Annotated in this window: 3 protein-coding genes; 2 read left to right on the top strand and 1 reads right to left on the bottom strand. The window is 54.2% G+C overall.

The window, feature by feature from the left end; translation table 11 throughout:
- Window positions 1–10 precede the first annotated feature (10 nt).
- Entirely contained in the window at window positions 11–787 is a 777-nt protein-coding gene (locus tag FDW97_RS12525) for an MBL fold metallo-hydrolase (RefSeq protein WP_085047671.1), read from the bottom strand.
- A 307-nt stretch (window positions 788–1,094) separates the two neighbouring features.
- Here FDW97_RS12525 and FDW97_RS12520 point away from each other — a divergent pair, with 307 nt between their 5' ends.
- Complete coding sequence (locus FDW97_RS12520; RefSeq protein WP_201746125.1) at window positions 1,095–2,732, top strand: ShlB/FhaC/HecB family hemolysin secretion/activation protein; 1,638 nt, start codon at window positions 1,095–1,097, stop codon at window positions 2,730–2,732.
- Window positions 2,733–2,744: 12 nt separating this feature from the next.
- Window positions 2,745–14,534, top strand: a complete 11,790-nt coding sequence (locus FDW97_RS12515; protein ID WP_249359794.1) for a hemagglutinin repeat-containing protein — start codon at window positions 2,745–2,747, stop codon at window positions 14,532–14,534.
- Window position 14,535 lies beyond the last annotated feature (1 nt).

Genomic DNA, 14,535 nt, shown 5'->3' with positions numbered 1-14,535 from the left:
TCTGTGGATATTAAAACGTCAGGGTTTCACCATCTTCCGGCACGTTGACGCATTGCGCAATCTGGTTGTCGCTGGCGTATGACTTCAGCGCGGCGCGGGTCAACAAACAGTGGTTTATCGCCTCCATATGCGTGGCCACAATTTGTGCGTTGGGAAGGGTGAAGTGGGTTTTTAGTACATCTTCTGCGCCCATAATAATTGGGCCAAAACCGATAACGTGGGCAAAACCGGCGTTCAAAATCACCACGTCCGGTTGGAAAGTCAGCATGTTGGCTTCCACTTCGTCACGCCAGATAGTGTCTCCAACCAGATACAGCGTTTTTTCCGCCGGATGCTGAAAGATTACCCCGCAGGCATCGCCTAAACGTTCCGCCATTTGTGGGATGGCGTAAGCGCGATCTGAGCCATGCTGGCCGCCGGTTTTACGCAGGATGATGTCGCCCAGCGTGGTGTTGTGCGTCAGTACGATCAGGTGTGTGAAACCCTGATCTCGCAGTACCTGCGCATCTTGCTCATTTTGCACGTAAATCGGTTTGTCTTTCGGCACGACGCGTGCTGCAACCTCATCCCAGTGATCTTCATGCAGGTGGGTCACGATCAGCGCGTCAACGTTGAGCAGGGTGTCGATATCGACGTGCAGATCGACGGTTGGGTTGCGGATCTCCGCACGTGCCGTTCCGGCAAAGCCCGGATAAGCACTTTTTGCCGCCAGCATTGGATCGATTAGAAAAGTCTTGCCGCCAAAGGTGATGTACTGCGTGGCGTTGCGGATTTGCGTGATGTTCATGGTGTTTGCTCCACGTGTTGGGTCAGTGGTGTCATCGTAGAGTGTTGTGCATAAGTTGAATGTGGGCAAATGGGCGACTAGCGATGGGATTGGGCCAAAAGAGTAAGAATAATTTAATTTAAAAATACAAGAAATCCTAAAATGCAATAGTAATGAAGTGAAACAGCACTTAATGTCTTTACTTTTGTTTACATTTTGTGCTTTTTTTAAATGGTCGGCTGTGCTTTGCAGTCAAGTTCGCTTTCGTACTTTTTTGGAGGGTGGGGTGAAGTTCAGGGATGAAAGAAAGTTGGCATTACTGATTGGGATGTTAATTTTGCCCTTCACAACTGTTTCTGCCGCACCACTCTCTCCTGCGGATCGTAATACCATTCAGCAGCAACAGCAGCAGTTACTTAATGAAAACCAGCGCCAGCGTGAAGAGCTGGAGCGTAGCGTTACGTTGCCTGTAACCGTAACGCCGAAAACACCAGCCCGGGCTGAAGGGCCGTGTTTTATGATTTCGCGCATTGATATTGACGGCGCAACGAAGTTGTCCGCCGCTGCCTCGGCAAAGCTTATCGCGCCGTGGGTGAATCAATGCCTGGATATTCCCCGTCTGACGGAACTGACAAATGCGATTTCCGACTGGTATATCAGCCGAGGCTATATCACCAGTCGCGCCTTTTTAACCGAACAGGATCTCTCCTCCGGGGTGCTGCATATCGCGGTGCTTGAGGGGAAATTGCAGCAAATACGTCTGGAAGGCGTCCCATCGCGCACTCTGCTGATGACCTTTCCCGGAATGGAAGGAAAAATTCTCAATCTGCGTGACATTGAACAGGGGATGGAGCAGTTGAATCGGGTTCGCCAGACGCCGGTGGAAATTGAAATTTTGCCGGGCAGTCAGCAGGGGTTCTCAATAGTTAACCTCACCGCCACGCCAGAATTTCCACTCAATGGTTCAGTAAGTTTTGATAACAGCGGGCAAAAGAGCACCGGAACCGGGCAACTCAGTGGCGCATTATTTTTCAATAATATGCTCGGTCTGGCAGATAAATGGTTTATCAGCGGTGGACGCAGCAGCGATTTTTCCAGTAGCAAAGATGCGCAGAACTTCGCTACTGGCGTGAGTATTCCTTATGGCTACGGACTGCTTGATTACAGCTACAGCTGGAGTAACTACCTCAGCACTATTGATAACAATGGTTATGCCTGGCGTTCCACTGGTGATAGCGAAACCCATCGGTTGAACGGATCCTGGGTTTTGTTTCGCAATGGTGATGTCAAGACCGCTGCATCGCTGGGTCTCACGCATCGAATTAACCGTAACAGATTGAATGATGTCCTGCTGGAAACCAGTAGCCGCAAGCTTTCCAGTGTTTCGCTGGGTATCAACCATACGCAAAAAATTGCTTCTGGCGTTGCGACGTTTAATCCTTCATTCACCCAGGGCGTGCCATGGTTTGGCGCAGAGGATGACAACAATAAACAGGGGGATGTGCCAAGGGCGGAATTTCGCAAATGGAGCGTCAATGGCAGTTTTCAGCGCCCGTTGGCAGAAAGAGTGTGGTGGCTTAGCAGCGTCTATTTTCAATGGTCTGTGGACCGACTCTACGGCAGTGAGCGCCTGACGCTGGGCGGAGAAACCTCAGTTCGCGGTTTTAAAGAACAATACATTTCTGGAGATAACGGCGGCTACTGGCGCAACGAAGTGAATTATTCGCTGTTTACGTTGCCGGTATTCGGACAGATTGGCGCGATGGCGGCATTCGACGGCGGCTGGCTGAAACAGGATAGCGTTGACAGGTATGCCTCCGGCACGTTGTGGGGGGCTGCGCTGGGATTAACCAGCTCAGGGCGCTGGTTCTCCTCTCAGTTTACCGTAGGAACGCCAGTTAACTATCCGGACTGGCTAGCCCCGGATCATCTCAATGTGTATTACCGCGTTGCGGTGGCATTTTAAGGAACAAGGGTGATGAAAAAGGATCAGGTTCGTTTTTCCCAGCGTTTGCTAAGCGGCATGTTGAGTTTTCTGCTGGCTACCCAACCACTGCTCCCGGCGATGGCTGCCGTCATCACGCCTGAAGGCAATACGCAGATGGATAAAGCCGCCAATGGTGTTCCGGTGGTGAATATTGCCACACCGAACCAGTCCGGGATTTCACACAATAAATATAACGACTACAACGTGGGAAAAGAGGGGCTGATCCTTAACAACGCGACCGGGCAATTTACCCAAACCCAGCTCGGCGGCATTATCCAGAATAACCCAAACCTACAGCCAGGAAAGGAAGCTTCAGGGATCATCAACGAAGTTACCGGCGCTAACCGTTCACAGCTGCAGGGCTATACCGAAGTCGCGGGGAAAGCCGCCAACGTCATGGTCGCTAACCCCTATGGCATTACCTGTAATGGTTGTGGATTTATCAACACGCCTAACGCCACCCTGACCACCGGTAAACCTGTGTTGGACGCCAATGGCAACCTGCAGTCGCTGGAGGTAAGCAAGGGCAGTATTACCATCGAAGGTAAGGGGCTGGATGGTAGCCAGAGCGATGCAGTGTCGATTATTGCCCGCGCCACGGAAATCAATGCTGCGCTACACGCCAAAGATTTGACGGTTATCGCTGGGGCGAATCGCGTTGCGGCGAATGGCCAGACGAGCCCGCTGAATGGCGAAGGAGAAGCACCGAAAATCGCGGTAGATACCGGCGCGTTAGGCGGCATGTATGCTAATCGAATTCATTTGGTCTCCAGCGAGAAAGGGCTGGGGGTCAACCTCGGGAATCTGAATGCCCGTCAGGGTGATATCACCCTCAATGCTAACGGGAAATTAACGATCGGCAACAGTCTGGCAAATGGTGGTCTTTCCGCCAGGGGCGAAGGCGTCACGTTGACCGGCAGCCATAAGACCGGGAGCGGGATGGCCATCAACAGCACCGGAGCGTTAGCGCTACAGGATGCAAATCTCTCCAGCGGCGCAAACGTGCAGTTGGGTAGCGATGGCAAGGTGACGATCGATGGTGGTGGGATTGCCGCAGCTGGCGAGTTGCAGGTGGCTGCTAAACAGGATGTAGCCGTTGCTGCAACCACTCTGGTTAGCCAGAAAAACACCTCACTGCGCAGTGACGGCTCGCTGACAGTTACCGACGGCAGCCTGACCAGTAAAGAAAAACTGGATGTCGAGGGTACTAATGGACTGACGCTGACCCGTTCCACGCTGGGTAGTGATGCTGATGTTAGCCTTAACAGTAACGGCTATCTGTCGGCGAAAGGGGGATTGCTCTCAGCAGGTAATGGATTAACGCTGAAGGCGCAGCGCATAGCACTGGATAACGCCAGTCGGGCCGATGCGAAAGGCGCATTAAGCCTGACCGGTAGCGAAATGAACAACCAGGGGCAGGTCAATGCGGGAGATGCTTTATCTCTCTCTGGTGACCACCTCGTTAATGATGGTCAACTGGCGGCAAACGGCAGTCTTGATGCTTCTGTCAGCAGCCTTAGCAACACCGGTCTGATGCAGGGTAACAGCGTATCGGTCCGCAGCGGGTCGCTGGATAATATGGGCACGCTGGCGAGCGGCAGCCAGCTTTCAGTACAGACGGCAGCGCTGAACCAGCAGGGGATCCTGAGCACGAAAAACGATGCGGATATCCGGGCTGATGCCACGCTGCGTAATAGTGGAAAGTTGCTCTCTGATGGCACTCTAACGGTGCAGGCCGCGTCAGTTGAACAATATGGCGTCCTCTCTGGCAACCAGGGGGTAATGCTCAATGCTGAAAATCTCACCGCCGCGAAAGATTCGTTGATCGCCGGGCAACAAAACATACAGTTAAACGTTACGCAAAACCTTAACCTGAACGGTCAGGTTAATGCCGCTGGCGCGCTTAACGTCGGCGCAAAGCAGCTGACTACCGGCAAAGACGGTCATTTACAGAGCGGTCTGGACCTTGCGATTACCGGCAACAGCGTGACGCTGGACGGCGTACAGGCGGCAAAAGGTTCGCTGGATGTGACGGCTGACCGGCTCAGTCATGGCGGAAAATCCACCGGGGCACGCGTTGGTTTCAGCGCGCAGCAGTCAGTTGATAACCATGGCGAACTGTTGGCAGACACCCTGACGCTCAGCGCGGCGACGCTGACTCATAACGGCAGCGCCAGCGCTGAACGCATCTCGATTATTGCACCTGAGCTGCTGACCAGCGGCGGCTCTCTGATAGCCGACACGCTAACTCTCCACAGTCAGCATGTTGTGAATAGCGGTCTGATGCAGGGCAACGCGGCAATAGACCTACAGATTGATAAGTTAGATAACCTGAGCGGCGGCTCGCTCTATGCCAGGCATTCTCTGGCGCTGGATATACCGTATCTGACCAACCATGGGCTGATTACCAGCGACGGTTCATTGCATCTCCATGGTCGCCAGTTGGTTAACGGCGGAGAAATTAACGGCGTTAATCTGCAAAGTGAATATGCGACGGTAAAAAACGAGGCCGCGGGGCGCCTGCTGGCGGACACGTCATTATCTGTTAACGGACAACAGACAGATAACCTCGGACTCATGGCCGCCGAAATGCTCGCGCTGAACAGCCAGGACGTGAAAAACGACGGGAATGTGTTGTCGGTGGGTGAATTGAGCCTGAAGAATCAGACCCAGCACAACACCGGCTTGCTGCAGGGCGGCACGCTGAATCTGGAAGCAAATACGTGGCAAAACAGCGGTAATGCGCTGGGTGAAACGGGGGTAACGGCGACAGTACACGACGCGTTCATTAACCAGGGCAAGGTACTCAGTCAACAGGGTATGACAGTGCATGCCGCCAGTGCGAATAACAGCGGAATGCTGGCGGCGAAGGTGCTGGCATTACACGGCGATCTCAGCAACAGTGGGATCCTGCAGGGGGATCACGCGCTCGCCTGGGATGGCAGTCGCTTCACTAACCTTGCGGGTGGGCAGGTGACCAGCGGTGAAGATCTACAGCTTAGCGGAAAACGTTTCGAAAATGATGGCCAACTGGAGGGCCGTACGGCGGCGATCAGACTGGATAACCTGCACAATAGCGGCAGCGTTCAGGCACTGGATAGCCTGAAAATTCAGGCTAACGGGCGACTGGATAACCAGGGATCGCTGCGCAGTCTCAACCTGTTCGAGCTGGCTGCGGCGCAGTTGTTTAACAACAACACGATTGCAGCAAAATCCCTGAGTATTTCCGTGCCGGAGCTTATGAATAACGGCATTGTGCAGGGTAATTCGGCGCTACAGCTCACCACCCGCAATCTGTTCAATGGTCAGCAGGGGCAACTGGTCAGCGGCGCGGGGCTGGATTTAGACCTCGACTCACTGGAAAACCACGGTCTGCTGCTGGCGAATACCGGCTTCACACTGCGCGGCAGCACATTAATTAACGCAGGTGATATTCAGGCCGACTCCCTGAACCTGACGCTGGCAAACTCGGTTGAAAATCAGGGGAGCCTGGTGGCGAAACAGGGGGCGTCAATGAATACTGCATCCCTGGATAACCGCGGTACGCTGGCGGCGACAAGTGTCGCTCTGGATGGAAAATCAATCCGTAACAGCGGACGGGTGCAGGGCAACGACAGTACCTCGGTTTCTGCGAATACCTTCACCACGGATACCACAGGTAAATGGCTGGCCGGTAATGCGCTGTTGGTGCATACCGGTGCGATGGAAAACGCCGGCGTACTGCAGGGAAATACCCTGACATTTACTGCCGACTCGCTGAATAACAGCGGCGTGCTTAACGGTTTACATGGCCTGGAAGGCAGGCTATCCGGGCGACTTACCAACCCCGGACACATTCAAAGTGGCGGCGCACTGACGCTTACGGCTGATGATATCAACAGTGCCGGACGTATTGCCGGTGACAGGCTGACTCTTGCTGCCTCGACGTTAAACAATTCAGGCCTGTGGCAGGGGACGAACGGACTTGCGCTGTCTGGCGATGTACTCACGACGGGGATAACCTCCCGTACGCTGAGCGGCGGCGCGTTGACCTTTGATGCTGGCAATATAACGACGCAAGGAACGCTGCAGGGGCAGCAGCTCACGCTGACCGCTGATAACTGGTTGCACAAAGGATCGCTGATAAGCCTGGGTAATCTGACGGCTACTGTAAACAACGGCCTTACCACATCAGGCGATGTGATGAGCCATGGTGGAATGTCACTAACCGCGCAGCAGCTTGATAACAGTGGAAGGCTGCTCAGCGAGAGCGACGTAACGCTCGACGGCGCACAGTTCGATAACAGTGGCGCGGTACAGGGAAATACCCTGACCTTGCAGCAAAACCGGATCCACAATCAGGGCACGCTGACCGGCCTGCAAAGCCTGACGCTGGAGGCTCGTCAGCGTCTGATGGCGCGAATGGCGATGGCTTCACCGCAACAGGAATTGATTAACGCAGCAGGTGGTTCACTGCTGACGCAGGGAGCGCTGAAACTCACTTCTGGCGATGTGACGAATAATGGCACGTGGCAGGGACAGTCCGTTCTGCTCAGTGCGCAAACGCTGACAAACAACGGGGCAATACAAAGCGCCGACGCCCTGCAGTTTACGCTCGCAAATAGCCTGACTTCTGCGGCCGGCAGCAAAATTACCGCCCTTGGTAACGCGACGCTACAGGCGCTTTCTCTGACTAACTCGGGGCAATGGACGGCGAAAAATCTTACGCTGAAGGGGACAACCCTTGATAACAGCGCGGCGATTAGCGGCGTAAATGCGCTCACGCTTGCCATGAACGGCGCGGTCAGGCAGCAGAAAGCGGGCAGTATGCTGAGCGGCGGCGCGTTGGATCTGACTGCGGCGTCAGTCACCAACGATGGAAAAATTCAGGGTGCGACGCTGGGCATGACGACCGGCGCATTGACCAACAGCGGACGACTACAAGGGGATAATGGCGCAACGCTGTCGCTGAGCGGTGGTTTGATAAACCAGGCTTCCGGGGAGATTGTCAGCCGGAAGGGGCTGTCGCTTTCTACGCCAGTGCTGTCCAACTACGGTTTAATGCAGGGCGGTGGAGAGACCCATCTTAACGCCACAACACGCGCGCTCAATGACGGCAAACTGCTTTCCGGCGCGGGAATGACGCTGACGACGGCAGAATATTCCGGCGCAGGCTGGTTACAGGCGACAAACCTCATTCTGAATGCGGCAACGGCCACCAATGACGGTAACTGGCTGGCCGACAGCGCCACGCTTGCAGGGACCCGGTTTACCAACCAGGGAACCGCGCAGGCCGGTCAACTGGCGGTGAAATACGCGCAACTGACGAATAACGGTACGCTGTTAGGCAACTCGCAACTGAGTGTGAATGCCAGCGAAGTTAATCAGAATGCGGCAGGGAAACTGTTCAGCGGCGGCGACCTGTTCGTTGAAAGTCGTGGGTTGGGGGCGTTGGGACAGGTGGTTGCGCTGGGTAATCTGACGCTGAAGCTGGTGAATGGTTTTACTGCGCAAAGCGCTTTTGCCGCGGGTAAAACACTGACCATTACCAGCGATGGCGATATCGACAACCGTAGCGTGCTTCAGGGGCAATCGCTCAACCTGACGGCGGGCGGACAGCTCAGCAATAACGGGCAAATTACAACTGGCAGCGGCGTCAGTTATCTTAGCGGCGACAGCGTAGCGCTTAATGCCGCCGGAACGTTACAGGGCGGTGGCGATATTACGCTGACCAGTCGCGGTAATATTTCAGTCGCTGGTTTCACCGGAACGCGTGGCTCTCTGACGCTCAATGCACCGGGCGCCATCGTCAATACGGCGCTGTTGTACGCGGCAAATAATCTGGCGCTTTATGCGAACACTATCACCAACCAGCGCGGCGATATCCTCGCGGGCAACAATCTGTGGATGCAGCGAGATGCTGCGGGCAATGCCAACAGCGAAGTGGTCAACACTTCCGGCAATATCGAAACCCAGAACGGTGATATCACGATAAAAACAGGACATCTGCTGAACCAGCGGGATGGGTTGAAAACAAACCAGACACAAATAGCTGGAGCAAACAATATTCCAGGGATAGGTAATGCGACTGTTGCGATAGATATCAGTCAGATGGCAGAAGGTACCTATGGCGTTAATGGTTACTCCTATGAGGTACAAACCAGCTCCTGTAGTGCGAATGCCTCCTGTAATATTCGTCATTATTACCAGTATTACTACGCACCGTTTAAAGACACGGCGACGCAGAAATTCATTTCCAGCCAGCTAAAAACAGAGGTTTCCAGCTCTGGCGGCGCAGCTCGTATTTCATCAGGGCGAAATCTGTCAATTGGCGCAAACACGCTGGATAACGCAGCCAGTACTATTCTGGCAAACAATCATATCGACCTTTCAGGAAGCACATTCAATAACCAGAGCTGGCAGTCCGGGACGCTTACTGATTATCTGGTTTATACCTATACCCCAGAGAAATACTCACGTCAGAAATTTGCCGTAAATAATATAGATGTGTTACCTCCGCGTTATAACGAGGGGAGAAACAGTAAAGGTGAAACTATTGTGCTTCCTAAAGAACGCACAATAACATTTACCCTGGAAGGGCATGACCGGGTTCAGGAAGGGGGAGAAACGTACCGTTCGGTGATTCAGGCGGGCGGTAATGTAAACGCCAGGTTTACTACTTCTATTGGCAACGAAAACGCAACCTCTGGTGGGGGACGGGTTAGCAATACCATCGTTACCCCAACCCTCAACACCCTCAGCAACCAAACCATCAGTAATGGGGTGCAAAAGCAGGCACTGGCAGGCAATGACACGGTGAGCGTCAGTTCCCCTCAGTGGAACGATCGACTGCATGACGCATTGCAGCAGATTAACGGCGCAGGCGCGCTGGAAAGCGGCGGCGTATCAGATTCTACGCTCAACCCTGTTTCTACCACGCAGAAAGGTAACGCCAGCCTCGGCCAACTCAATGGCCTGATTAACCCAGGCGAGAAGGGCGTGAATACTGCCGGGCAAAATCAGGGCAAAACGGTGGATACCAGCGCGTATCCGTTGCCTTCCGGAAAGAACGGGTATTTCGTCGTCTCTGACGATCCGAAAAGCCCGTACCTGATCAACGTTAACCCGAAACTGAACGGTCTTGGTCAGCTCGATCCCAGCCTGTTTGGTGATTTGAATGCGATGCTGGGTATCAAACCTGGCGAAGCGCCGCGTGAAACCAATATTGCGTATACCGATCAAAACCAGTTCCTTGGGTCGGCCTATATGCTCGATCGTCTCAAACTGAACCCGGAATATGACTACCGTTTCCTCGGTGATGCGGCGTTCGATACCCGCTATGTCAGTAACGCCATGCTGAATAAGACGGGAAGTCGATACATCAACGGTATTGGTTCTGACCTTGACCAGATGCGTTATCTGATGGATAGCGCTGCCAGTACCCAGCAGTCGCTGGGACTGACATTTGGGGTGGCGCTGACGGCCGATCAAATCGCGTCCCTTGAGCACAGCATGCTGTGGTGGGAAGCCGCGACCGTCAACGGTGAAACGGTAATGATACCGAAGCTGTATCTCTCGCCGAAAGATATCACCGTGAATAACGGTAGCGTCATTGCCGGGAATAATGTTCAGCTGACCAGCGGGAATATCACCAACTCCGGCAGTACGCTGTTGGCGAGAAACGATCTCACCCTCGACAGCCAAAACAGTATTAATAACCTTAACAATAGTCTGATGCAGGCCGGGGGCAATCTCGACCTGAGCGCGATGGGTGATATCAATAACGTCAGCTCCGCCATCAGCGGAAAAACGGTGGCGCTGGAAAGTCTGGGCGGCAACATCAATAACCTGACGCTGGCGGAACAGATTGATGTGAGTGCCAGGGATAAATACCGCAATGTGAGCTTTAAAGATACGTTGCTGGGGTCTGTGGCATCCATTACCGCGCAGGATGGATTGTCGCTCTCGGCAGGTAAAGATATCACCGTTACTGGCGCGAATCTCTCTGCAGGCGGTTCATTGCTGATGGATGCGTGGGGAGATATTGCGGTAAATGCCAACCAGATTAACGATGCCCGGAGCCACTCCGGACGCTGGATAACAGAGACGGGGCGTTCGTCAGTGGACTGGCAGGGTAGCACCATCAGTTCGGGCGGTAAGCTCGGTATCAATGCCGGAAATAACCTCAACGTCACCGCCAGCGATGTTAACGCGGGGGGGAATGCTCAGCTTACAGCGGGTAACGATCTTAATCTGAATGCGGGCTCCACTCAGCAAAGTAGCCGTAACGGCGGAAGTGAATCGCACAGCACCGGGCTTTCCCGCACCACCGTGGCAGCGGGTGACAATCTGCTGTTGAAAGCGGGTCAGGATATTAATTCCCATGCGGCCGGGCTGGCTGCGGAGAATGATGTCGGTCTGCTGGCCGGGCGAGATGTCAACTTGCTGGCTGAAGCAACGACAGACGGTGACAGTTATCGTGCGAAGAAGAAAACCGTGGTCAATGACGCCGTACGCCAACAGGGAACGGAAATTGCCAGCGGCGGCGACGCCGTCATTATTGCCGGGCGTGATGTAAACGCACAGGCAGCGGATGTTACGGCGCACGGCGATATCGGTGTAACGGCAGGCCGGGATGTGAATCTCACGACCGCCACAGAGAGCGATTATCACTACCAGGAAACCACGAAAACCAAAAAAGGATTCCTCAGTAAAAAGACTACCCATACGATTGAAGAAGACAGCGCTACGCGGGAAAAAGGCGCGCTGCTGAGTGGGAACAATGTGACGGTCGCCGCCGGGAATAACATTCTGGTACAGGGCTCAGCCGTTGCCGGTGACGGCAATGTGGCGCTGGGAGCTGGCAACAATGTGGATATCGTTGCTGCCACCAATACCGATACCTCATGGCGCTTTAAAGAGACTAAAAAGAGCGGTCTGATGGGGTCGGGCGGGATCGGTTTCACTATCGGTAGCAGTAAAACGACGCACGATCTGCGCGAACAAGGCACCACCCAAAGCGAGAGCTTCAGTACTGTCGGCTCAACAGGGGGCAATGTCAGTATCACCGCGGGCCAGCAGGCACATATCGGCGGCGCGGATATCATCGCCCAGAAAGATATTGCTGTTCGCGGCGACAGCGTACTTATTGAACCGGGTCATGACAAACGCACCCGTGATGAAAAGTTTGAGCAGAAAACCAGCGGACTGACGGTGGCGCTGTCGGGGGCTGCTGGTGCTGCGATAAACAGTGCAGTACAAACCGCGCAGGATGTGAAAGATGAGAGTGATGACCGGCTTGCAGCGCTGAAGGCTACGAAGGCGGCGCTTTCCGGCGTGCAGGCGGCGCAGGGTGTTGCAGTTGCTCAGGCCGGTGGCGATCCGAATAACGGTATAGGCGTCAGCATTTCCCTGACTTCCCAGAAATCAAAATCTGAGCAGCATGCCTGGAGTGATACTGTGGCAGGCAGCACCCTGAATGCAGGTAACGACCTGGCTATTGTGGCGACAGATAAAGGTCAGAGCGGAAACAGCGGCGATATTCTGATTGGCGCAAGCCAGTTGAAGGCGGGTGGGGATACCACGCTTGCGGCAGCGAACGATATTGTACTGAGCGGAGTGGCAAACACCCAGCAGACGGCCGGGAAAAACAGTAGCAGCGGCGGTGGTGTGGGCGTCAGTATTGGCGGGGGGGCTAATGGCTATGGTATTGGCGTCTTCGCTAATGTGAATGCGGCGAAAGGGCATGAGAAGGGTAACGGTACATCATGGGCTGAGACCACGCTTGATAGCGGTGGCACGGTATCGATGGCCAGTGGTCGTGATGCCATTCTGAATGGCGCGCAGGTCAGCGGCGATAAAGTGGTGGCGAATATTGGTCGCGACCTGTGGATGAGTAGCCAGCAGGACAGCAACGACTATAAATCGAAACAGAACAGCGTAGCAGCAGGCGGCAGTTTTACCTTCGGCAGCATGACCGGTTCGGGCTATATCAGTGCCAGCCAGGACAAGATGAAAAGCACTTATGACTCGGTGCAGGAGCAGACCGGGCTTTTTGCTGGCGATGGCGGATTTGATGTGGTGGTGGGACGTCACACACAACTGGACGGTACGGTAATCGCCTCGACGGCGCCAGGGGATAAAAACAGCCTTGATACCGGAACGCTGGGGTTCAGGGACATTCACAACGAAGCAGACTTTAAGGTCAGTCATTCAGGAGCCAGCCTGAGCGGCGGCGGGGCTTTTGGCGGCGATCAGTTTAAAGGTAACATGCCGGGTGGAATGATTTCAGCCGCTGGCAACAGTGGCCACGCGGAAGGCACGACGCAGGCGGCGGTGGCAGACGGCACCATAACTATCCGTGATAAAGCCGGTCAGAAGCAGGACGTGGCGAATCTGAGCCGTGATACGGAACACGCCAACGGCAGCATCAGCCCGATTTTCGACAAGGAGAAAGAGCAGAACCGGCTAAAAGCGGTGGGACTCATCAGCGACATTGGCGGTCAGGCAGCCGATATCGCCAGGACCCAGGGAGAGATTATTGCGCTCAAAGAGGCGCGGAGGGACAATCCAAATCTGCCAGCGGATAAGCTGAAAGATACACCGAAGTACAAGGAAGAACTGGCGAAGTATGGCACGGGCAGCGATATTCAGCGGGGAATTCAGGCGGCAACGGCGGCGCTTCAGGGGCTGGCTGGCGGTGATGTGGGGGCCGCGCTGGCGGGGGCATCGGCACCAGAGCTGGCGAATCTGCTTAAATCGACAGAGGGCAATACTGCGGTAAATGTCATTGCCCACGCGATACTGGGCGGCGCAGCGGCTGCGATGCAGGGTAACAGCGCGGCAGCGGGTGCAGCGGGTGCGGCAACGGGCGAACTTGCGGCCCGGGCGATTGCAGGTATGCTGTATCCTGATGTGAAGGACCTGTCGCAACTGCGTGAGGATCAGAAGCAGACCATCAGCGCGCTGGCAACGATATCAGCAGGGATGGCCGGTGGTCTGGCAGGAGACAGTACGTCATCAGCCGCAGCAGGTGCGCAGGCCGGGAAAAATGCAGTTGAGAATAACTCGCTCAGTGGCTGGGAGAATCTGCCAAAAGGGTTGACGGATGTTATCAACTCTCAGGGATCGCTGGGAGGGTCAATGATTCGGGCTGGAGCTTCTCCTGATGAAATTACGGCGGCCTTAGTGAAAAATGCCCAAGGACAGACGCCGGAAGGACAAGATCCTGTTAAAGGCTTACTGTCTGCATGGGGGAACTTCTTCGGGGTTCCGTTAGATATTGTTCTCTCAAATGAGCAAATGACGCCTCAAAAAGCTGCTGAGATAATATCCAGTGGAGTTCCAACCAGCGAAGCAAAATTAATGCAATATGTGGCGGCTAAAGCATTTTTTACCGTCGCGAAAAGCACCGATCTTGGTTTATCTGCTTCCAATCAAAAGTATGTTGACATTTTGTCTCCAGAAGCTAAACAACATATTTTGTTTGGCGATAGTCCAACTAGTGGTGGTCATCTCTATCCCGGAAACCCTGGGAAAACGGTTTATCCAAAAGACTGGTCAGCTGACAAAGTTGTACATGAGATAGGTGATATAGCAACGTCGCCTGATACCAAATGGTTTGCTCAGACAGGAACCGGTGGTATGTATACCGCTAAGGGCGATCCTGCCAAATGGGTCGCATATGAAGTCAGAGATGGTGTCCGTATTCGTGTTGTTTATCAACCGGCTACAGGGAAAATTGTTACAGCCTTTCCCGATAATAAACCTGTACCTCCGGCATCGAAACCAATAAAAAAATAGG

It is taken from the genome of Citrobacter sp. wls708 (assembly GCF_005281255.1).
Lineage (GTDB): Bacteria > Pseudomonadota > Gammaproteobacteria > Enterobacterales > Enterobacteriaceae > Citrobacter > Citrobacter werkmanii.
Note: the sequence above shows the minus strand (reverse complement) of the source record. Positions and strands in the feature narration are given on the sequence as shown.

Coding starts and splice junctions, on each gene's coding strand:
- FDW97_RS12525 (WP_085047671.1), bottom strand. CDS start 787: ATGAACATCACGCAAATCCGCAACGCCACGCAGTACATCACCTTTGGC.
- FDW97_RS12520 (WP_201746125.1), top strand. CDS start 1,095: ATGTTAATTTTGCCCTTCACAACTGTTTCTGCCGCACCACTCTCTCCT.
- FDW97_RS12515 (WP_249359794.1), top strand. CDS start 2,745: ATGAAAAAGGATCAGGTTCGTTTTTCCCAGCGTTTGCTAAGCGGCATG.